Genomic DNA, 22,494 nt, shown 5'->3' with positions numbered 1-22,494 from the left:
TATATCATTAATTGAGATTTCTTTATAGGGTATCTGTAGGATTTCTTGAATTAAGAAAACAAGCAATTTACAGATTTTTTTAAAATGACGAAAATGTTTTTAGTAACCACTCCTCATTATTTCGACAAAGTGATATAATAACAACATCAAATATTAAAGGAGCATCGCCATATGACGATAAAAAAGTATGAACCGCTTAATCTCTATACCAACTTCAAAAAATCTGCTGAACGCTATCCAGAAATGCCAATCCATTTTGATGAAGAGCTTGTTACTTTTCCTGAATTAGGTCTTCACACCACCTACAAAAAATGCGAAGAAGCTATCATCCAAAAAGCAGCTCATCTACATAGATTCGGTGTGCGTAAGGAAGAAAAAGTAATCGTTTATAAATCTGCCAAATTTGATTCTTATATTTTAGCAGTTGCGATTTCTTATATTGGTGCTGTGCCAATTATGGTTTCGCCTCATCTTCCAGCATCCACTATTGATATTTTTGTTAATCGCCTTGATCAACCCTGGTTGCTTTTTGATTCTGAGACTTCTGATAAAAGCCATCAGTTAAACAATTTGCCGGACTCAAGATTGATCAATGCTGAACAATTGTTTAAAGCGCCATTAGACGGCTATACTTGTGAGCAAGAGGAATTACCAAAAGATATGATTGCTTATATGACCCACACATCTGGAACAACTGGCGTGCCAAAATTAATTGCGCACTCCGCTAATTCGATGGGCTGGAGAACGAAATACCAAAGACGTATTCTTAATTTCATCAAACCAAGAGGGCTTGTGGCTTTCCATATTTCACCTGTTCATTCTCGTTTTAATATTGGAGTTTCTTCCTTGATGTCACTTGGTTTCCCATTATTACCAATCGCAAATCCTTCTAAAACAAATATTGAAAAAGTACTACGCGAATATAAACCATACGTGCTTGAAACCCATCCAAACCATTTTGTACAATGGGCTTCCCTTGCTCGTGAAAAACCAGATGTTTTCCAAAGCATTAAATTTTATCATTCTACATTTGATGCGATTAACAAAGAAACAATGGCGGTTTTCCTTCGTACTTCTGAATATAAAAAACCAATTTTCTTACAAATTTATGGGCAAAGTGAATGTGGTCCAATGATTTTACGTGGCCATACACTGCAATCCATCGAAACATTAAATGCGCGTGATATGGGAATTGGTGTACCAGGTTTAACCGAGGTTCGGATTGTGGACCAAGACGGTAATCCAGTTGCACCCGGAGTTAGCGGTAATATCCAAATGCTGTCTAAAGGTCGCGCCCTTACTTATTACAAAGAAGAAGCTCGTTTTGAAGAAAATGTGTATGGACCTTGGTGGGACAGCGGTGACTACGGTATGAAAGATGAGCAAGGCCGCTTATTCTTGCAAGATCGTCAAGTTGATTTAGTCGAAACGATCGATAGCACACTTGCGATTGAAGATAAACTGCTTGATACGCTTACTTTCCTCGATGAAGTCGTTATTATCCGCGGTGAAAACGGCAGCCCGCAACCAATTATCGCTGTTCATGATGATAAAGAAATGAACTGGGATGCATGGTGGGACGCAGTTTCTGATCTACCACATATGAATGAGCCAATTGTGATGAAATATGATGAGATTCCGCGCACTGCAACAATGAAAGTACAACGTTTGCAGATGGAACGAGAATTGAAAAAATAAGTTTCAAAAAAGCAGCTGCGTCATGCAGCTGCTTTTTCATTTATTTTCTTCTAAGTGTAAAGAGTGCTAAACCCGTAAGAAATGTCCCAATAAAAATTGGAAAAAGTACACGATGATCTCCTGTTGCTGGTAGTACGATGTGGTTTATAGTATCCGTATTAGTAGTTCCATCTGTACTATTTTCAGAGTTGCCTCCGCCTTCATCGGTTCCTCCACCGTCCCCACTAGAAGCTGCATCTTTACTAAACTGGGCATACAAGATTATGTCTTTCGCTGGCATTTGATTGTTTGCGAAATCCCATTTTGTTCCGCCAGATTTGGCATCATACCAACCTTTAAATGTATAACCATCCTTAGTTGGTGCTGGTGGCTCTTCTAGTAAACCTTGATAATCTACCGTTTGAGTAGAAATAACGCCATCTACATCAAGAGTTGCGGTATAACTATTAATACTAAACTGGGCATACAAGGTTATATCTTTCGCCGGCATTTGATTGTTTGTGAAGTCCCATTTTGTTCCACCAGATTTGGCATCATACCAACCTTTAAATGTATAACCCTCTTTAGTTGGCGCTGGTGGTTCTTCCAGTAAACCTTGATAGTCTACCGTTTGAGTAGAAATGACGCCATCTGCATCAAAAGTCGCGGTATAACTATTAATACTAAACTGGGCATACAAGGTTATATCATTTGCCGGCATCGTATCGACTGTAAAATCCCATTTTGTTCCACCTGTTTCAGCATCATACCACCCGTTAAATGTATAACCCTCTTTGACTGGGGTTGGTGGTTCTTGTAAAAGTGTCCCTGTTTCGACATTTTCCGTTGTTTCTTGCTCGTCAATATTGAAAGTCGCTTTAAAATATTGCACTAACGGTTGTTCTACAGTCCCACTGAAATTACCAGTTGCATTCCCAACCGTATCACGTTCAATAAAAGTATAGCTGACTTTTGGAATATAAGTAGGTAAATTCCACGTAACTGATCCATTCGCATACACACCGCTATCGCTAATCGTATCTGGATCAATCGTTTGTTCCGCAATGTTTTTTATTAAATTAGGAATAGTTATGGTGCTTTCGAAACTTATTGGTTCGTTTACGATTAATTGATTGGTCATTTGAATAATTGTTAGCTTTGTTAAACTGTTTAAAGGTCTAATATTACTAATTTTATTTTGACTTATATCGAGCCAATCTAAATTTATTAAACTCGAAAGACCAGTTACATCACTAATTTGATTGTTTGATAAGTATAATGTTTGTACATTGGTTAAGCCGGCGAGTGGAGTAGTATCCACAATTTGGTTCGTTGATAAATCAAGCAAGAACAGATTTTTTAAAGTACTTAGCCCCTGAAGATTGTTAATTTGGTTTCCATTTGCATATAGAACGCCTAAATTGCTTAGCGCTTGTAGCTCATCTAGGTTTGTAAGCTTATTATTACTAACATTTAAGGAGCGGAGTTGTTGTAAATTGTTTACTCCACTAAGGTTATCCAATTGATTATTATATAAGCCTAAACCCTTTAGATTTGTTAAACCGCTCAGTGGCGTGATGTCAGTGATTTGCGCGTCGTTAATATCTAGAGCTTGTAAGTTTTTTAAGTTACTAAGTGCGCTAATGTCGCTAATCGGATTTCCACTTAGCTGAAGCATGGTCAAATTAGTTAATCCCTTCAGTGGCGAAATATCGCTTACTTGATTACTTGATAAAATTAAAGTTCCTAAATTGGTCAAGTAGTTCATGCCTTCTATGGAGCTGATTCCTTTAGATGTAAGGGTTAATGAATTAATAGTATCTAAATCTGTTTGTGTGACAACCTCTGCTGTACTAGACTTTCCGAGTGCATTTTGAATTTCTTTCGCTAAAGCATCATCTGGAAAAATCTGGTTGATTGCAGCTGGCGGTGCAGCGGCTGCGTATGCGTCTATTTTTATAAATACATTCGTTCCAATAACAATCGACAACGCCAAAACAACGTACAAAAACAGTCTCCCTTTAGATTTCATCTTGCTCCCCCTGACAAAAAAGTTTAATAGTATCTAGTTCCCATTTTCTTATCAGCAGAAACATAAAAAAACAGCTCGAGGACACCCTCAAGCTGTTTTCATTTCATTTGGTAAATCATTCCGATTGAAGCTGGTGCTGACTCCCGAAAGCCAAATTGTTTGTATAAACGATCTGCTGGTACATCGGCAAGTAATGTAACACAAGCAGTTTTATCTAAATTCGAATCAATGTAATTTTTAATATGGGTCATAATTAGTTTTCCATAACCCTTACCTTGAAATTCCGGAAGTACTGCTATATCAGAAACGATAAACATAATTCCATCACCAACGAGCCGCCCCATTCCAATAAGCGTATCGTCTTCCTTCGAACGTAGCCCCACAAAATACACACTCTTCAACAGAGCCTGACGTGATACTTCAATAGATCGAAAACTAAGACCAGCATCCACTCGAAGTTTAACAAATTCCTCCGCATTTGGTAAATCAGTTGTAATAATATAATCCATTTTCAATCTCCTATCAAAAAAATCTCTTTGAACCAATTGTCGCCCAAAGAGTTTCAATCTCTATTTTATTCCGCAATTTTGACCGGAAGTCCCGCATCTTGGAATTTTTTATATAATGCTTTATTTATCTTGTTATCCGTAATTAGTAAATCGATGTTTTCTGCTGTTGTAATGCTTGCGGTGGAGATTACTCCCATTTTTGTATGATCTAGAAGCGCAACCAGTTTATTGGTTCTTTTTGCAAGAAGTCGTTTTAGTTCGGTTTCATAAATGTTGAAATCTGTTAAGCCTTCCTCCATTGTAAAACCTTTAGCTGACATAAAACATAAATCAGCGTGGATATTTTCGATTAAATTTGCGCCAAGAATCCCTTCCAGTGTGAAAGAGTTCGTTGTTACAATCCCGCCAGTTAAAATGACGCTAATATTCGGGTTGTCTTTTAGTTCGATCGCCGTATAAAGACCGCTTGTAATCACAGTCAGTCTTGAAAAACCATGTAATTCTTTTGCTAGTGCAAGCGCCGTTGAACTGGCGTCAAGGATAATCGTTTGGTTGTTTTTTACTAAAGTCGCCGCTTCTTTCGCAATCGCTTCTTTTTCTTCGATGTTGCGAATAATTCGGTCATTAAAATTAGTAAATTTCTCTTCGCTTTTTAAAAGTACCGCACCCCCGTGTACTTTTTTTATCATCCCGCTTTCTTCTAACGCAGATAAATCATTTCGGATGGTGCTAATCGAGACATCCAAGATACGACTTAATTCTGGTACAGTTATTTTGTTATTTTGGTCTAGTAGATGAATAATTTTGTTTTGTCTTTCAAATGGAAACATCTGCTCGCCCTCCTTTTACCTATCAATGATTTCTTTATGTATATACATATTACCCAAAAAAATAACAAAACACAAATATATTTTATAAAACACAACAAAAGATAACACTTTACAATAAAAAACAAGTATGTTAGGATTTAAATAGCAACTAAACACAATTAAAAACAGAAAGGAGCAACCAAATGATAAGTATTGTTTTAGTATCTCACAGTCAAAAAATCACAGAAGGCCTCCAGGAAATGATTGTTGAAATGGTTGGAGATACAGTACATATTATTTCTTCTGGCGGAACTGGCGATGGGCGCCTTGGCACAAATGCACTCATGATAGCCGATAATATCGCGACTTGCACTAATTCTGAACATATTTATATTTTTTGCGATATTGGAAGCGCTATCTTAAGTGCCGAAACAGCACTTGAATTATTAGATACTGAACTTCTAGAAAAAACAACGATAATTGATGCCCCATTAGTTGAAGGCGCATTTACTGCTGCTGTTCAATCTCTCGTTAATCCATCCAAAGAAGCTATCCTACAAGAACTCACAAACGTGCACTAAAAAAGTAATAAAACGCAATTTTGTAACTGGGAACAATGTAAATTAATTTTTACATGACAATACTATTTTCGAAAGGAGTTTATTATGAAATTCTTTAGAGGAATGATTGGTTTTTGTATCGCAGGTATGATTGTTATGAGTGTTTGGACTCCACTTGCCGAGAATTATGGTATTTTTGGAGGTTATCTGGCAGCGTTCATTATTATTGGGCCAATGTGGTTTATGAATCACCATGTTGGTTTAATCGAAAATGATGAAGATGCAGCGTTCGTTGATATGGCTGTCGGAATTGGGATTTGCGGAATTATGCGTGATGTCTTTATGCGTGGTGGTGGCGAGTTAGTAAGTTCGCTTCCAACGATTGGTCTTGTTGCGATTGGAGCCGTTTTAGCTGGAATCGTAGCAGCAGCAATTGAAAAAGATATGGCAAGAAAACATGAAGCAAAACAAGAAAAAACAGAACCTGGCATGAATATTAAAGAAGAAGAGCGTTTAAACGAAAATCAATTAGTCTAAAAAGGAGTGTAAATAATGAGCATTGGTATTGCATTAGCAACGATTGCAGGTGGCTTTTTATTCCCTTTTGCTATTCGAATGATGTGGGGGAAAATGGTTGATGAATGGGGTGCTATCGGAGGTTGGATGGCAGCAGCATTTATCGTTGGTACAGTTTGGACAATTAATCATGGTATTCCAAAATCAATGATCTATCAATCTGGAACAGTTTGGGTAGATATGGCGGTTGCAGCTGGTATTGGTGTATTCACAGCTTCCCTTTTAACAGGCGGTAAATTTTCTAAATCGGTAGTCAATTTGGCAGCAGCTGTAGTTGGCGGCGTGCTTGGCGGATTTTTACTATCACTATTCTTATAAAAATATGAAGGAGGAAGAAAAATGAGACGTTTAGTGAATGATGGGTATGAAGCAGTAGAAGAAATGTTAGCTGGTTATGTTGCGGCACAAGGGAAATACGTAGATTTTGCAGAAAATGATAAGCGAGTAATCGTAAGCAAACAAATGAGCGAAGAACCTCGTGTGCGGATTATCGTTGGTGGCGGTTCTGGTCATGAACCACTTTTCCTTGGTTATGTTGGAAAAGATTTCGCGGATGCGGCAGTAGTCGGAAATATTAATACCTCCCCTTCTCCAGAACCTTGTTATAACGCAGTAAAAGCTGTTGATAGCGGTAAAGGTTGTTTATATATGTATGGAAATTATGCTGGCGATGTGATGAACTTTGATATGGGCGCTGAAATGGCTGCGGACGACGGTATTCGCGTTGAAACAGTACTTGTAACAGATGATATTTACTCTGCTGAAAATGTAGAAGATCGTCGTGGTGTGGCTGGTGACTTAATTGTATTTAAAGCAGCGGCATCTGCAGCAGCAAAAGGCCTTGACCTAGATGCGGTAAAACAAGCTGCTGAAAAAGCAAATGCTAATACGTTCTCGATGGGCGTTGCGCTTTCTTCTTCTACCCTTCCTGTAACTGGTAAAGCCATTTTCGAAATGAAAGAAGGCGAAATGGAAGTTGGTATGGGAATCCACGGTGAACCAGGAATTAAACGTACTTCCATCGAACCAGCTGATAAAGTAGTCGATCAAATTATGGGCTATCTTATAGAAGAAATGAAATTAACTGCTGGCGAAGAAGTACATGTACTTATCAATGGACTTGGCGGTTTACCAGTGATGGACCAATATATTTGTTATCGCCGCGTGGATGAAATTTTGAAAGAAAAAGGTGTACACATTCATAGCCCACTTGTTGGGAACTACGCGACTTCGATGGACATGATTGGTATGTCAATTACACTGGTTCGTTTAGACGATGAACTGAAAGATCTTTTAGATACACCGTGCGACACACCATATTTCAAAGTGGACTAAATTACTACTGGAGGAATAAAAATGAGCGAATTAGTTATGGATAGCGCTTTTTTCGGCCACGTTTTACAGGACATGGGAGCGCTAATTGAAAAAGAACGTGATTACTTAACCGGACTGGACTCGGATATTGGAGACGGCGACCACGGAATCAATCTCAGCATAGGCTTCCGTGAAGTGAACAAACAATTAGACGAATTACTCACTGTTTCTCCCGATATTGCAACCTTGCTTAAAAAATCCGGAATGATTCTCCTTGGAAAAGTTGGCGGCGCATCTGGCCCGCTTTATGGCAGTTTCTTTATGAAATGTGGCGCTGATGTTCCTGGGAAAACGGAGGTTAACTTCGACGAGCTTTGCGGCATGATTATAAATGGGGCCGCTGCGGTTCAACATCGCGGAAAAGCCGAACTTGGTGATAAAACGATGATGGACGCCTTCTTGCCTGGCGTGGAAGTTCTTCAAAATCGAGATACAAATGCAGATCCAATCGAAACTTTTTCCGCATTTGTAGATGCTATGCATGCTGGCGCTCAGTCCACTATCCCACTTATTGCTAAGAAAGGTCGCGCACTAAGACTTGGCGAACGAGCAATCGGTCATCTTGATCCTGGCTCTGAATCGTCTTGGATGTTAATGAATGTCATTTTAGAAAATTTAAAAAAGGCGGTCTGATTTATGCGTAAACCCTTAGTTGGAATTAATATGAAAAACTATATTAACACTCGGGCTCAGACATCTGAATGGTTAGAAGCGACTATCCCTCTTCTTGAAAATTTTTCTGATGTGGATACGTTTATCTTTCCTTCTATGGGCACACTCGAAACGACCGCCAACCTTTTAGCGGGGACATCATTTGGCTTTGGTCCACAAAATATGGCGCCGGAGAAATCCGGCCCGCTAACTGGTGAATTTTCGGTAGAATCTATCATTGATCTAAACGCGAACTATGTCGAAATTGGTCACGCAGAACGCAAAAACCTTTTTCATGAAAAAACAAGTGAGATAGCTAAGAAGATTAAACTCGCATTGGATGAAAAAATCACTCCGGTTGTCTGTGTGGGTGAAGAAATCCATGCGAATGATACAAATAAATTAAAAAAAGCGCTAAAAAAACAAATCGAGGCGCTGTTTCAGACAATTAATTTAGCACAGTGGGAAAATGTTGTTCTGGCTTATGAACCGGAATGGGCAATTGGAAAGGCATCTTCAGCTGAGACAAACTACATCGAAAGCGCTCATCAAGCTTTGCGCGAAATTATTCGCGAACTAGGCGGTGATGAAACGCTCGTAAGAATTATTTACGGCGGCTCGGTCAGCAAAGAAAACGCCGCAGAAATTGTCCGTCAAAAAAATGTCGATGGTTTATTCGTCGGAAGATTTGGCCATAAACCGCAAAATTTTGCCGACATTGTTTCTATTGTTAGCAAAACGAAAGGATGAGTTAGTATGAAAATCGCAATTGGTTGTGACGAAATGGGTTTCGAACTAAAACAAACCCTCATCACACGTTTAAAGGAGAAAAATATTGATTTTACTGATTTCGGCAGTTTTGAAAATGAAAAAGTACTTTATCCAAGTATCGCCGAAAAAGTAGCACTAGAAGTAAAAAACAACGATTATGACCGGGGGATCCTCATTTGCGGTACAGGTATTGGAATGGCCATTACAGCAAACAAAATTCACGGCATTCGCGCAGCACAAATTCATGATTCATATTCAGCAGAACGTGCAAGAAAAAGTAACGATGCACATATTATGACCATGGGCGCTCTTGTAATCGGGCCATCCCTTGCCGTTTCGCTGCTTGACACATGGCTGGATAGCCACTTTTCAGGTGGACGTTCCCAAGCAAAAGTAGATTTAATGGAAGAAATCGACCAAAAAAATAGATAAAAAAATTTATTGGAGGTAATGAAAAATGACTTTTAAAGGTTTTGATAAAGATTTTAACATTACAGACAAAGTAGCCGTGGTAACTGGGGCAGCAAGCGGGATTGGTAAAGCAATGGCAGAGCTTTTTTCCGAAAAAGGAGCTTATGTTGTCTTGCTTGATATTAAAGAAGATGTAAAAGATGTCGCAGCAAAAATCAACCCATCAAGAACGCTCGCACTTCAAGTCGATATTACTAAGAAAGAAAACATCGAAAAAGTCGTTGCCGAAATCAAAAAAGTCTATCCAAAAATCGATATTTTGGCCAATTCAGCTGGTGTCGCACTTCTCGAAAAAGCAGAAGACTTACCAGAAGAATACTGGGATAAAACAATGGAACTGAACTTAAAAGGTTCGTTCCTAATGGCGCAAATTATCGGTCGCGAAATGATTGCAACTGGCGGCGGTAAAATCGTTAATATGGCCTCTCAAGCTTCTGTCATCGCACTTGATAAACACGTTGCCTACTGTGCTAGTAAAGCTGCGATTGTTTCAATGACTCAAGTGCTAGCAATGGAATGGGCGCCTTACAACATTAATGTTAATGCGATTTCCCCAACCGTTATCTTGACGGAACTAGGCAAAAAAGCTTGGGCAGGTCAAGTCGGCGAAGACATGAAAAAATTAATTCCAGCCGGTAGATTTGGTTATCCAGAAGAAGTTGCCGCATGTGCCCTCTTTTTAGTAAGTGACGCAGCGAGCCTTATTACTGGTGAAAATCTTATTATCGACGGCGGTTATACGATTAAATAAAGTATTCAGCTTTAAAGTTCAGCTGAGAGAATGGAGCGAGTAAATAATGAAATTTTTCTTGGACACAGCAAGCGTATCGGAAATAAAACGAATTAGCGAACTAGGTTTAGTGGACGGTGTGACAACCAACCCAACCATCATCGCTAAAGAAGGTCGACCATTTGAAGAAGTAATTAAAGAAATTTGTTCTATCGTAGACGGCCCAGTTAGCGCAGAAGTTATCGGCCTCGAAGCAGACAAAATGGTAGAAGAAGCTCGAATTCTAGCAAAATGGGCGCCAAATGTAGTAGTAAAAATTCCTATGACGGAAGAAGGTTTAAAAGCAGTCCATACCCTCACAGCTGAAGGCATTAAAACAAATGTTACGCTTATTTTCACTGTTTCCCAAGGATTAATGGCTGCAAAAGCTGGCGCGACTTATATTAGCCCGTTCTTAGGAAGACTAGATGATATTGGTACAGACGGAATGATTTTAATTAAAAACTTGAAAAAAGTGCTTGATAATTATGGTCTAAAAGCAGAAATCATTTCCGCAAGCATCCGCCATATCGGGCATTTAGAAGAAGCTGCTGAAGCCGGAGCACATATCGCGACTATCCCAGGAAGCCTTTTCCCGAAACTTTGGTCTCATCCTTTGACTGATAAAGGTATTGAAGGATTTTTAAAAGATTGGGAAGCGTTTAGTCAGAAAGAAGGCAATTAATATGAGCAGAATTGATGAACAAATGGTTAACTCGATTCGCGTATTATCAATGGATATGATTGAAAAAGCGAACTCCGGACATCCCGGTTTGCCGATGGGAGCCGCACCAATGGCTTTCTCGCTTTGGAAAAATCATTTAAAATTCAACCCAGAACATCCAACTTGGTTTAACCGCGATCGCTTCGTTTTGTCAGCTGGTCACGGTTCGGCAATGCTTTATAGTTTGCTACATCTATTTGGTTATGATTTACCAATGAGCGAGCTGAAAAACTTCCGCCAAACTGGCAGTAAAACGCCCGGTCATCCTGAATTTGGTCATACGGTTGGTGTCGATGCAACTACCGGTCCACTTGGTCAAGGTTTCGCCATGGGAGTTGGGATGGCAATGGCCGAGGCTCACCTTGGCGCCAAATTTAACCAACCAGAATTCCCGGTTGTTGACCATAATACCTATGTGCTATGCGGTGACGGCTGTTTGATGGAAGGTATTTCCTACGAAGCCGCATCCCTTGCTGGTCATTTAAAACTGGGAAAATTAGTTGTTTTATATGATTCAAACGATATTTCACTGGATGGCGATTTAAACGAGTCTTTTTCAGAAGACATCGAACTCCGATTCCGAGCAGCCGGTTGGCAAACGCTACGTGTGGACGACGGGAATGACTTAGATGCGCTTGATGCAGCAATCCATCTTGCAAAAACCGAGAAATCCCGTCCTACTTTAATCGAAGTGAAGACGGTCATCGGTTATGGTAGCCCTGGAAAAGCCGGAAAATCAGCGGCACACGGCTCCCCGCTTGGCGAAAAAGAACTCAAACTAGCAAAAGAAGCTTACGATTGGCAAATGCCACCATTTGAATTACCAAAAACTGTCGAAAATCAGAAAGAATTTTATCATTCTAAAGGTCGTGCTAGTGAAAGCAGCTGGCTCCGGACATTCAATGCTTACAAACAAAAATATCCAGCACTCGCAGAAAGTTTGCAACAATTAATGGATGATAATTTGAATCCAGATTGGGATGCAGAATTACCTGTCTTTGATGAAAATAATGATAAACCAGTTGCAACCCGTGAAGTATCAGGGATTGTCCTTCAAGAATTGGAGAAAAAACTACCTAACTTATTTGGTGGCGCAGCTGATTTAGCCTCTTCCAACAAAACCAATTTAAAAGCTAGCGAACGGTTTGCTCCAGGTAACTATGCCGCCAAAAATATTTCGTTCGGCGTCCGCGAATTTGCGATGGGAGCAGCAGTCAACGGCATGACGCTTCACGGCGGAGTTCAAGCATTCGGCGCGACCTTCTTCGTATTCTCGGATTATCTACGTTCCGCGATTCGTTCAGCAGCCTTAATGGGCATTCCATCCACCTTCATTATGACCCATGATTCCATCGCGGTCGGTGAAGACGGTCCAACACACGAACCAATCGAGCATCTCGCATCCTTCCGCGCCATGCCTGGACTTCACGTCATCCGACCAGCTGACGGCAACGAAACCGTAGAAGCATACCGCTATGCCTTTACTCAAAAAGAACAACCTACTATGCTAGTCCTCAGCCGCCAAAACCTGCCAATTTTACCAAACAGCGCAGCAAAAGCAAAAAACGGTCTAGCAAAAGGTGCTTACATCTTAGCCGATTCCCCGCTTAATAAACTAGATATTATCTTACTCGCTTCTGGATCCGAAGTACACCTAATGACAGCTGTCAGAGATAATCTCGCTAAAAAAGGCTTCGGCGCACGCGTAGTCAGCATGCCAAGCTTTGATTTATTCGACAAACAAAGCCCCGAATATAAAGAGTCCATTTTACCAAAAGCAGTGAAAAAACGCTTCGCCGCAGAAATGGGCGCATCATACGGCTGGCACAAATACCTTGGCGACACAGGCGAAATCCTCGCGATTGATTCATTTGGAATGTCTGGCCCGGGAGATGAGCTAGCAGAGCGATTTGGGTTTACTGTGGATAATTTGACGGAGCTTGCATTGAAGCAGTTGTAGGTGGATTCAATTATCAAAAAGGAGTATTCTATAGTAAGATACTTTATTAAAAGAGGTGCGTTTTAATGAAAAAGAATACTCCAGAGGCGCTTATAGATTTATTCGAGGAATTGAAGAATTTATTTGAGACGGATACTTCTTTAAATAACCAAAATTCGTCCCGGTTACAAGAAATTTTGACTACAGCTACCATCAGAGTCAGAAAAGCCTCTCAAACAGTCGAATTAGAAGCCCGTTCTGTCTATCAAAACATCCATACCTTATGCTTCGTCGAAAAAATCCATTTAAATCCTGAGGAAGCAAACGTATTAAAAGAGATAGAGAAAATCGCTCTTTCAAAAGGCTTTTGGGGCGGAATGAACACTTTAAATGTGACCAATCAATTTCCAAGCAATTAAAATGAACTGTAAAAAACAGGAATCCTCTACATCCAAATAGAGAATTCCTGTTTTTATTTGTCTAGCTTGTAAAAGCACCCTAAATCAATTTAATTTCCGAATCGAAATATTGCTCGATAAAATGTACTTTCTCCCTAATTTCCTCTATGCTGAAATTCTCATTTGGCGGTGCGACAACCCATTTATCTTCCACATCATCATTCCGAGTAATCACCGCAATTAAATCTCCTTGAAACGTTTCAATCGGCTCAGAAATCTCTCTCGATAAAACATACACATCCTGTTCTTCCCCGTCACCACCAATGACACCTTCCACAAATCCATAATTCAGCGGATAGACATTGTCGAATTTGTCGGTATAACCTATAGGGCGATCTATGGTTACTTTTAGGGTTTGTTTTTTTGTTTTAGAAAGTTGAGTTTTATGGGTTAATTGTTTACGTGAAACCATATGATTTTCTCCTTTCTATGTTTTTTATTTCAAAATTCGAATGAAGTACCTTTGTATATGCCTTCTTTTCCCAGTTCCAAACGATTTAGTTTTTTTATGAAAAACTTTAACTAACAATCTATGCTCGAATGAGTTCGGCTAATGCATTAAAAAACGGGCCATGACTTTGTTCAAAAGCCAAATATTTTTCTAGGATATTCTCTTGTTCGATGGCTTTCAGCAATTGGGTATGAACGCTTCTTGATTTCACTGCATAGACTTGTTGCATATCTGGCTTCGTGTTCGGTGCCGTCAATTGCCGGTGTAAATCTTCTTCTTTTCGCTGCAACTGGCTAACCTTGGCCATCGCTTCTTGTAAGATTTCTGCATCAATTCTAGCGGAAGGCGAACTATCCACTTGGCTCCCGAACTCGCGAATATATTGCGCGAGCCGCTCCTCACTTTCATCTAGTGCTTCGATGATGCTCTGGCAAATACTTGTATAGGCGCTAGAAAAATATCGTTTGGATGTAGTAACTGCTTCCCCTTTTAAACTATTGTCTTGGGCATAATCCATCGCTGCATCTTTAATCTGATTAATCATCGTTTTAGCTTCCGCGTTACTCTTTCGTAAGCCGTAGAGAAAGTCATTCAATTCCGCAATATCTATCCGGCTCACTTACTCCACTCCTTTTGCAAGGTGGCTTGTTTTGTTCCTAGTGCGTGGAGCCTGTTCTTATTTTCTTGTAGTTCCTTGTCTAAATCGGTTCTTTTATCTTGGAGATCCTTCTTCCAAGCCACGGACTCTTCGTGCTGTTGCTCTTCTAAATAACGATGAAAACCACTGGCTTCTTCGCCTTGCCAGCCACTGCGCAAAAAGTCTAATAACATCCGTTTTTCTTGTGTTAATTGGTCGCTGTCCTCTTCTAGCCAATCTTGTTCATTTTGTTTTCTTCTCGTTTGGTCAACATCTGTTTCTGCCGTTATTTTCGCTTTTTTAATTTGTTGGAGTTGTTGTTCAAGCTGACTATGTGCGCTATCCATTTAACGCACCTCCAACTGATTGATTTTTTGTCCCATCAATTGGTCTTGTTTAGCATAAGCAATACCCATTTTCTTAAGCCGGCTCGCATCTTTTTTGGTCACATGTTGGAAATCTTCCACGACATCCACCAACTCAATCAAAGCCGAGCGCAATTGATCAATCGAATTGGCTCTCGAATATGCCATGTTCCCGTTTTTTAATGGCAAGTATCTTCCCGAACTTTTACTTGCAAATTTGGTTGCATGTTGCTGGAAGGCCCTTTCGTTGACTTTTATTTCTCTCATCTGTACGCTTCCTCTCTATGTATATCCTTCCCCCTCATTATATCACCGGTAGCGCACTTCTTTTGTGAGCGTTCTGTGAAACAATTCATTGGAAAATAGCTCTAAATCAGCTTTTCAAGTGAAAAACTTAACATTATACCATCTAACTTATTCAAATCAATCTCACAACAAATTTATACTATTATTATGACTTATTCATTTAGAAATAAGCGAAATTCTTCTCTATCATTAGTAAAACCGCGCTCCACAGAGACAAATCCTCCGATTAGTTTTTTACCTCAAAAAACGATTAAAACAAAGACATAGAACCATTCATCCACGAATCCATCATTTTAAGTATTGTTCAGAAATTAGAATTCCACCTAAGTTGTAACAATTTCGACACTATTTGTCCGGTATTTTGTATTTTTTTTGAGATTTCTATATAAAATCTAATCTTCCCATGCTAATATACTTCTTGATTAATATAACTGAACGGGCTAAAGACAATAGCAGCTGAAGGAGTAACTAAATATGAAACTGTCCAAAATTTTTACAATAATTGCATTAAGTGCCACCGTAACAAGCAGCCTTCCGATACCAATAGTACACGCAGAGAGCACAACCGGAAACGAAACTAAAAGCGAGAGCCAATCGCTTGCAACAGACTTAAAAGAAAAAACAACAGCTAACAACTTAAAAAACCAAATTGTCCAAGCTGGAACTAAAACCTATAATGATTACTTTCCAGATAATAATTTGGCTAAAGCGGTAGCAGAAAAAATGAACAAAAACGTTGATGAATCTGTAACTGTGGAGGAATTAGCTAAAATAACTGAATTAGATGCACGGAGCCAAGGTATAGAAGATAGTACTGGAATCGAATATTTGACTGGACTAGAGATACTTAATCTTGATGATAATCAACTAAAAAGTATAGATGTCAGTAAAAATCTTGCTCTAGAAGAACTGACTTGTGATAACAATGAATTAACACAACTAGATGTTAGCCAAAATACAGCTTTAGAGTATTTATATTGCCCTAGAAACCAGTTAACAAAGCTAGATGTTAGTAATAACTCAGCTTTACGTTATTTGGCTTGTGATGTCAATCAATTAACCAATTTAGATGTTAGTAGAAATCCAGCTTTAACAAATCTTGGTTGTACTAAAAATCAACTTACAGATTTAGATGTTAGCAAAAATCCGAATTTAAACACTTTGGTTTGTTCTGATAACCAGTTAGCCAATTTAGACGTTAGCCAAAACCAAGCTCTAGAGTATTTGACTTGTGATAACAATAAGTTGAAGAATATAGATATTGATCAAAATCTAGCTTTAATAGAGTTATCTTGTGAAAACAATCAACTAACGAATTTAGATACTACCCAAAATCTAGCTTTAGAGATTTTATATTGCGATGACAATCAACTAACGAATTTAGATGTTAGAAAAAACATAAATTTATTACTTTTATCTTGTAATAATAATCAACTAACGAATCTAGTTGTTGGAGAGACAGTATTGGATGTAAGATGTAATAATAACCAGTTAAAAGATATTAGTTCTTTACCAGATTATCTTACTGCTGAGAATGGCGGGTACCAAGCAATGGATCAAACATTAGTAAGTCCAACCCAAACCACACAAAATAATAAACTTGTATACGCAGTTCCGACAGACCTGTTAGATAAGGATGGTAATATTGTTTCCATCATCAAACCAGATAACGGCGGAATTTATGATGCAGCTACTAGAACGATTACGTGGGAAAATTTACCGGATAACGGTGAAGTAAGTTACACATTTGAAAATGAAGATTATGGTAGATTTTCCGGAAGAGTTACTGTGCCATATACTGGCAAAGAAACTATCAGCATTTCTAGTGATGACGAGATCAGTTACAAAGAAGGCACTACAAAAACAGAAGCAGCCTTCCTTGCCGATATTCATGCAAGCGTAACTCCAGCAACAGAAACCATCACTAGCAATTTCGCAGACGCAGTAGACTTCCAAACACCTGGTAAGTACGTTGTAACACTAAGCGTTGCAGGATCAGATGTTACGAAAGACGTCATTGTATATGTGACAGCAGAACCAAGTACAGATAATCCTGTCGCTCCTACTCCACCAAAAGATAAAGATGATACAGATGTTAACAACGAGCAAAGTCCCGGAAACGATAAAGATGGTGCAGCTGTTAACAGTGGGAAAAGTACAGACAAGCAACCTGTGAAAGTAGTCGAAAAGCAGTTGCCAAAAACAGGTGATATTACTAGCTTAAGTTTGTCATTAGCTGGAATTGTTTGTTTAAGCTTCGGTATTCTATTTTTCATCAAACGAAAGAAAAAAACAGTCTAATAGTGATTAAAAACCTTATCATTCGCGATAAGGTTTTTTCTATATCTACTTTTCAGGTTGATAACGTAGATTACTTATTGGCAAAAAATGTACAATCAAAAAGCTGTAGTAAAAAAGATTTCTCCCTTTTTCTACAGCTTAACATTATTAATTAATAGTAAACTCTCGGGTCCACTTCATCCGCTACGCATTCTCAAATTGTACGTGGACCTTTTTATGCATCAAAGACTTCGTAATAAAATCCTCTTCTTTCACTTCGACTACAAATTTCAATTTTTTATGTGAAGCCCAGTATTCCCAAAAATCGATGAACATGTGCAAATCGATAATATTTTCTTCCATTCGTGCTTGTTGGCTCATCGTGTATTTTATTTCATGTAGACACGGGGTAAAAGCAAGGGTTTGTTCCACTGAGCAGCCTTCGATATGTTTAGAAATAATGAATTTCCATTTTTTTAGCATTCTTAGTTTCCCTATAAAAAACGCTTCTTGCTCTTGGACGGAAAAATGTTTTTTAATTTCTGGTGTGTCTTCACCGATAAATTCAATCGTTATCCGTTTACTAAAATCTTTTAAATGCTCTAAAAAGAGAATGGTTTCGCGGAAATGTAATTGGGATAATGTTAGTTTGATAATAAAATGTTGATTCCAAAGTTCTTTCACGATTTTTTGGACTTCTTTTTCAAACCACAACATAAATCTTGAATATTCCATCGTGCTTTCTAAACAAATTTGATATGGGAAAACTTCCCCAATTAATAAATTTTTGCGTTTTTTTAAGACTTTTATTTCTTTCTTTTGCACTTGCCTACTCGTTGCATCGTAATGATTTTGTAAATGGATTTGATACTTTTTCTCTAACAAAGAATCGCCTCTTCCTTTGTGAAATTCTTTACAATAAAAATCATACATCTTTTCCAAAATGGGTATTTCTAATGTCGTATATATTAGTTAAAACACCACCACAACAATCTGCGGCGGTGTTTTAATCTACGTTATGCTTATCTTAATTTTTTACTTCCGACTGCCAAAAATACGCCTAAAATTAAAACGAGTCCTATAAGTCTTAGTAGGTTTAATAGTCCGGCATCGTCATCCCCTGTTTTAGGAAGAGTTTGCTTAACTACTTTAGTCTTAATTACTTTACTTGCAGGTGTTTTTATTGTAATAATAGTTGGTTTCGCTGGAGTAATAGGTTTGATAATAGCATCTTTTTTATACACATAATTGACTGTTACATCACTTGTTCCAAAAGCACCTATTTGGTTCTTTGGTGCAGCTACTAGGCTATATCCTGGAATCAAGCGAGCTTTCGTTGTATACGCGTCATGAATGTGATAAGTTTTCGCATCAACTGTTGGTAATGCTATTTCGTTGCCTTGTTGATCTTTAAAAGTAGAAGTAAGTTGATAATCATTTGCTTTATACACATAATTTACTTGAATATCACTCGCATTAAAAGTACCCGTTTCGTTCGTTGGTGTTTTTTCTAAAGTGTAACCCGGAATCACGGCTGCTTTCGATGTGTAAGTGTCATGAATATGATATTTTTGAGCGTCTACTTCTGCTGCTTTTAATTCGTTTCCTTGAGCATCTTTAAATGTCGAAGTTAGCGTGTAATCATTCGTTTGGTACACGTAATTCACAGTTACATTGTTCGCTCCAAAAGCACCTTGGTCATTCTTAGGTGTTGCAACTAATGTATATCCAGGAATTACTGCTGCAGTTGTTTTGTATGTGTCTTGGATATGATAAGTTTTCGCGTCTACTTTAGGTGCTTGTAGTTCTTTGCCGTTTGCGTCTTTGTAGGTAGTTGTTAACGTATAATCATTTGCTTTATATACGTAATTAACTGTTTCATCACTTGCGCCAAATACACCTTTTTCATTGGCTGGTGTAGTTGTTAATGTGTAACCTGGGATGTTTAGCGCTGTTGCAGTGTATGGGTCGTTAATATTGTATATTTTTGTATCAATGGCTAGTGGTTTTAAATCTTTACCTTGTGTGTCTTTATATGTTGTGATTAATGCATAACCATTCGCTTTATATACATAATTAACTGTTACATTACTAGCACCAAACGTTCCTTTTTTGTTCGATGGTGTTGCCACTAATGTATAGCCTGGAATTGTTACGCCACTAGTCGCATAGCCATCCTTAATAATAAATCCTTTTTTCACGATAGCTGGTTTTAGTTCTGTTCCTTGTACATTTTTGAAAGTGGAAGTTAAGGTATATTCATTCGCTTTGTAAACATAATTGACTGTCACATTGCTCGTATTAAATGTACCTGTTTGATTTGCTGGTACTGCCACTAGTGTGTAGCCTGGAATGGTTGCTGCGCTAGTAGAATAGTTATCTTTTGTATGGTAAGTTTTGCTGTCTACAACTGGCGCTTTTAATTCTTTGCCGTTTGCATCTTTGTAGGTCGAAGTTAATGTGTAATCATCTGCTTTGTAGACATAGTTGACTGTTACATTCGCCGCGCCAAATGTACCGGATTGATTCGCTGGTGCTGCGACTAATGTGTAACCTGGAATAGTAGCTCCTGTCGTAGTATAAGTGTCGTTAATGTGATATTTTTGACTGTCTATGACTGGCGTTTTTAATTCCTTACCTTGTGCATCTTTATATGTTGAAGTTAGTGTGTAGTCATTGGCTTTGTAGACATAATTCACGGTTACATCACTCGCACCAAATGTACCTGTTTGATTCGTTGGAGCCGCGACTAATGTATAACCTGGAATAGCAATATCACTCGTCGTGTAACCATCCTGAATATGGTACGTTTTTGTATCTACTTTTGGTAAAGCTAAATCGTTCCCTTGTTGATCTTTGTACGTCGAAGTTAGTTTATAAGCAACTGCTTGGTATACATAGTTCACTTGGATATCCGTGCTACCAAAAGTACCTGATTGATTCGCTGGTGTTGCGACTAATGTATAGCCAGGAATGACAGCTGCAGTTGTAGCATAGTTATCTTGAATATGATACGTTTTGCTATCTACAACGGGGGCTTTTAACTCAGTTCCTTGCGCATCTTTATATGTTGAAGTTAATTTTAAGTCTGTTAATTTATACACATAATTAACCGTAACATCGCTCGTATGGAAGGTTCCTGTTTCGTTCGCAGGTGTCGCTACTAGCGTATAACCTGGAATGGCTGCTGCACTTGTAGAATAGTTGTCTTGAATATGATATTTTTTACTATCTACAACGGGTTGTTTTAATTCTTTACCCTGTGCATCTTTGTACGTCGAAGTTAATGTATAATCTTCTGCTTTATAAACATAATCAACCGTAATATCGCTTGTTCCAAAATTACCTTGGTTGTTTGCAGGGGTCGTCACTAATGTGTAACCCGGGATCGTTTTGGCAGTTGTTGTATAGGGATCGTTCACGTGATAGGTTTTAGCATCGACATCATCTGGTGCGATTGTCTTCCCTTGTTGATCTTTAAATGTAGAAGTTAATTGATAGCCATTTGCTTGATATACGTAATTAACAGTGATGTTTGACGAACCAAATGTCCCAGTAGCGTTTGTTGGCGTTGCTACTAACGTATAACCTGGGAAAACTGCGGCTGTTGTTGTATACGTGTCTTGATAATGATACGTTGTCGCATCTACCACTGGTGCTTTTAGTTCTTGACCATTCGTATCTTTGTAAGTGGAAGTAAGTGTATAATCGTCTTTTTTGTATACATAATTAACCGTGACATTCCCAGCTCCAAAAGTTCCGTTCTGATTAGCAGGTGTGGAAACTAAAGAATAGCCAGGAATGGTTGCTGCTGTTGTAGTATAGTTGTCTTGGATATGGTAATCTTTTGTATCCACAACTGGCGCTTTCAGTTCTTGACCTTGGGCATCTTTGAAAGTAGAGGTTAGTTTATAATCATTTGCGCTGTATACATAGTTGACTGTAGCCGGGTTCATGGTGAATGTACCATTTTGATTGGCTGGTGTTGCAACTAAAGTGTAGCCTGGGAAAGTTTTTTGTGTCGTTGTATAAGGGTCCCCGTCTTTACCATTTAAAATGACAGGTGGCGCAAGTTCTTGTCCTTTCGTATCTTCATGTTTCACTGTAATAGGTCCGCCGTTTAGCGCGATGATGTTTACTGTAACTTGTGTTCTGGCAAATTTGTTTGATTGCGTGGAAAACTTGCTTTTGATGAAAATGGTCGCTTGACCCGGTGCTGCTGCCACGCCATTGTGGATTAGTGAACTTGAACCATCATCATAATACTCGAATTCGTGTTGCGCGAGTAAAGTTCGTCCAGATGTTAGTGCGAGTTTCGTTTTGTCTGGTGTTAATTGATTAAAATCAGTTCCAACAGGTACATCAATGGTATATCCAGGTGTTGTAGTTAGTTGGTCTTGTTTTTGATAGTTGTTATCGTAAAATTCTAATAGGTTATTCCCATTATTAAACTGGCTTATATAGTTGGCAGGAATATTGGTTACAATCTGGTTCCCTGCAGCCATTAAGTCTAAGTCTCCCCCAGTAGCATTTGTCCAGTTCGTAGTGAAAATTGCGTCTGGAACCTTCACTAAATGGTTATTTAATATCCCTAAGAATTTCAAATGACTCGCCATATTTGTTATTGTGGCAGGGATTTCTTCTATCGTTCCCCCAGAAACTTGTAATTCTTCTAACTTAGGTAGTTGGAAAACAATCGTTGGAAAGGTGCTTAAATTATTATCATTCAGAACTAAGATTTTTAACTCTTTTAAATTCCCCACTGAGTTAGATACAGAAGATAATGTTCCACTTTTAACTTCTAACGTAGTTAAATGAGTTAACATATCGATATTTGTCGGAATATCACTTGCCCCTGTTACTCGCAAGGCGGTTATAGCTTCTAAATCTGTCTGTGTAATATTCGCTCTCGTCTTACCAGTTTCTTTTTCAATCTCTTTTATAAACGGTTCATTACTATTCATGGTTTGTTCTAACCATGTAGGTGTGCTTGCAGAAACAGCCGTAAAACTAACTGTATTGATAATAACTACAAGCGCAATTAATGCAATAAATATTTTCTTTAAAATAACAATCTTCCTCCTTTTAACGCTAAATTTGCAGTGTCAGTTGGCATTTAGTTTCTTTGCCAAAGC

At 38.5% G+C, this 22,494-nt stretch carries 21 protein-coding genes and 1 pseudogene; 13 read left to right on the top strand and 9 right to left on the bottom strand.

From position 1 onward, the window contains the following. Positions 1–171 precede the first annotated feature (171 nt). Positions 172–1,698 (top strand): class I adenylate-forming enzyme family protein, encoded by a 1,527-nt coding sequence (locus PQQ29_RS02230; RefSeq protein ID WP_003770304.1) that lies wholly within the window; start codon positions 172–174, stop codon positions 1,696–1,698. 40 nt (positions 1,699–1,738) lie between these two features. On the opposite strand, the gene PQQ29_RS02225 is transcribed toward PQQ29_RS02230, so the two are convergent. The 3 genes from PQQ29_RS02225 to PQQ29_RS02215 form a co-directional block, all read right to left on the bottom strand. Continuing rightward, entirely contained in the window at positions 1,739–3,709 is a 1,971-nt protein-coding gene (locus tag PQQ29_RS02225) for an InlB B-repeat-containing protein (protein WP_187983972.1), read from the bottom strand. A 98-nt stretch (positions 3,710–3,807) separates the two neighbouring features. Then, positions 3,808–4,218 (bottom strand): GNAT family N-acetyltransferase, encoded by a 411-nt coding sequence (locus tag PQQ29_RS02220; RefSeq protein WP_187983971.1) that lies wholly within the window; start codon positions 4,216–4,218, stop codon positions 3,808–3,810. A gap of 65 nt (positions 4,219–4,283) precedes the next feature. Then, the gene (locus tag PQQ29_RS02215) at positions 4,284–5,048 is read right to left on the bottom strand and encodes a DeoR/GlpR family DNA-binding transcription regulator (protein WP_003765236.1); all 765 of its coding nucleotides are present in this window, start codon (positions 5,046–5,048) and stop codon (positions 4,284–4,286) included. A gap of 182 nt (positions 5,049–5,230) precedes the next feature. Here PQQ29_RS02215 and dhaM2 point away from each other — a divergent pair, with 182 nt between their 5' ends. The 11 genes from dhaM2 to PQQ29_RS02160 all read left to right on the top strand — a co-directional run bounded on the left by dhaM2 (position 5,231) and on the right by PQQ29_RS02160 (position 13,281). Then, the gene (gene dhaM2 / locus PQQ29_RS02210) at positions 5,231–5,608 is read left to right on the top strand and encodes a dihydroxyacetone kinase phosphoryl donor subunit DhaM2 (protein WP_003770298.1); all 378 of its coding nucleotides are present in this window, start codon (positions 5,231–5,233) and stop codon (positions 5,606–5,608) included. 84 nt (positions 5,609–5,692) lie between these two features. Further along, entirely contained in the window at positions 5,693–6,124 is a 432-nt protein-coding gene (locus PQQ29_RS02205) for a Lin0368 family putative glycerol transporter subunit (protein ID WP_003760281.1), read from the top strand. Positions 6,125–6,139: 15 nt separating this feature from the next. Next, positions 6,140–6,481 carry a Lin0368 family putative glycerol transporter subunit gene (locus PQQ29_RS02200; protein ID WP_003729093.1) on the top strand — a complete coding sequence of 114 codons (342 nt, stop codon included), beginning with the start codon at positions 6,140–6,142 and terminating at the stop codon, positions 6,479–6,481. Positions 6,482–6,502: 21 nt separating this feature from the next. Further along, complete coding sequence (dhaK2, locus tag PQQ29_RS02195; RefSeq protein WP_003770294.1) at positions 6,503–7,498, top strand: dihydroxyacetone kinase subunit DhaK2; 996 nt, start codon at positions 6,503–6,505, stop codon at positions 7,496–7,498. A 21-nt stretch (positions 7,499–7,519) separates the two neighbouring features. Next, the gene (gene dhaL2, locus PQQ29_RS02190; protein WP_003770292.1) at positions 7,520–8,170 is read left to right on the top strand and encodes a dihydroxyacetone kinase ADP-binding subunit DhaL2; all 651 of its coding nucleotides are present in this window, start codon (positions 7,520–7,522) and stop codon (positions 8,168–8,170) included. 3 nt (positions 8,171–8,173) lie between these two features. Then, a complete protein-coding gene (locus tag PQQ29_RS02185; protein WP_187983970.1) occupies positions 8,174–8,938 on the top strand; it encodes a triose-phosphate isomerase in 765 nt (254 codons plus the stop codon). A 6-nt stretch (positions 8,939–8,944) separates the two neighbouring features. Beyond that, complete coding sequence (rpiB, locus tag PQQ29_RS02180; RefSeq protein WP_187983969.1) at positions 8,945–9,391, top strand: ribose 5-phosphate isomerase B; 447 nt, start codon at positions 8,945–8,947, stop codon at positions 9,389–9,391. A gap of 25 nt (positions 9,392–9,416) precedes the next feature. Further along, positions 9,417–10,181 carry an SDR family oxidoreductase gene (locus tag PQQ29_RS02175; protein ID WP_003723195.1) on the top strand — a complete coding sequence of 255 codons (765 nt, stop codon included), beginning with the start codon at positions 9,417–9,419 and terminating at the stop codon, positions 10,179–10,181. Positions 10,182–10,227: 46 nt separating this feature from the next. After that, positions 10,228–10,884 (top strand): fructose-6-phosphate aldolase, encoded by a 657-nt coding sequence (gene fsa, locus PQQ29_RS02170; protein ID WP_003723193.1) that lies wholly within the window; start codon positions 10,228–10,230, stop codon positions 10,882–10,884. Position 10,885: 1 nt separating this feature from the next. Next, positions 10,886–12,883: a transketolase gene (gene tkt, locus PQQ29_RS02165; protein WP_045554015.1), complete on the top strand. Its 1,998-nt coding sequence runs from the start codon at positions 10,886–10,888 to the stop codon at positions 12,881–12,883. Positions 12,884–12,948: 65 nt separating this feature from the next. Further along, a complete protein-coding gene (locus tag PQQ29_RS02160) occupies positions 12,949–13,281 on the top strand; it encodes a bacteriocin immunity protein (RefSeq protein ID WP_003723191.1) in 333 nt (110 codons plus the stop codon). A 79-nt stretch (positions 13,282–13,360) separates the two neighbouring features. On the opposite strand, the gene PQQ29_RS02155 is transcribed toward PQQ29_RS02160, so the two are convergent. The 4 genes and pseudogenes from PQQ29_RS02155 to PQQ29_RS02140 form a co-directional block, all read right to left on the bottom strand. Next, positions 13,361–13,732: an inorganic diphosphatase gene (locus tag PQQ29_RS02155; protein ID WP_045553231.1), complete on the bottom strand. Its 372-nt coding sequence runs from the start codon at positions 13,730–13,732 to the stop codon at positions 13,361–13,363. Between the two features lie 121 nt (positions 13,733–13,853). After that, positions 13,854–14,390 (bottom strand): annotated as a pseudogene (locus PQQ29_RS02150) (T7SS effector LXG polymorphic toxin); the annotation flags it as partial. Beyond that, on the bottom strand, positions 14,387–14,755 hold the full coding sequence (locus PQQ29_RS02145) for a hypothetical protein (RefSeq protein WP_010990355.1): 369 nt from the start codon (positions 14,753–14,755) through the stop codon (positions 14,387–14,389). The pseudogene PQQ29_RS02150 and the gene PQQ29_RS02145, both read right to left, overlap by 4 nt. Then, positions 14,756–15,040: a DUF3130 domain-containing protein gene (locus tag PQQ29_RS02140; RefSeq protein WP_003770276.1), complete on the bottom strand. Its 285-nt coding sequence runs from the start codon at positions 15,038–15,040 to the stop codon at positions 14,756–14,758. Between the two features lie 513 nt (positions 15,041–15,553). On the opposite strand from PQQ29_RS02140, the gene PQQ29_RS02135 reads away from it, so the two are divergent. After that, positions 15,554–17,380: a LapB repeat-containing protein gene (locus tag PQQ29_RS02135; RefSeq protein ID WP_187983968.1), complete on the top strand. Its 1,827-nt coding sequence runs from the start codon at positions 15,554–15,556 to the stop codon at positions 17,378–17,380. Positions 17,381–17,563: 183 nt separating this feature from the next. Here PQQ29_RS02135 and PQQ29_RS02130 read toward each other — a convergent pair whose 3' ends face one another. Next, positions 17,564–18,244: a hypothetical protein gene (locus tag PQQ29_RS02130; RefSeq protein WP_187983967.1), complete on the bottom strand. Its 681-nt coding sequence runs from the start codon at positions 18,242–18,244 to the stop codon at positions 17,564–17,566. Positions 18,245–18,381: 137 nt separating this feature from the next. Continuing rightward, entirely contained in the window at positions 18,382–22,428 is a 4,047-nt protein-coding gene (locus PQQ29_RS02125) for a MucBP domain-containing protein (protein ID WP_185325046.1), read from the bottom strand. Positions 22,429–22,494 lie beyond the last annotated feature (66 nt).

Source organism: Listeria innocua (assembly GCF_028596125.1).
In the GTDB taxonomy this organism is placed as follows: Bacteria; Bacillota; Bacilli; order Lactobacillales; family Listeriaceae; genus Listeria; species Listeria innocua.
Note: the sequence above shows the minus strand (reverse complement) of the source record. Positions and strands in the feature narration are given on the sequence as shown.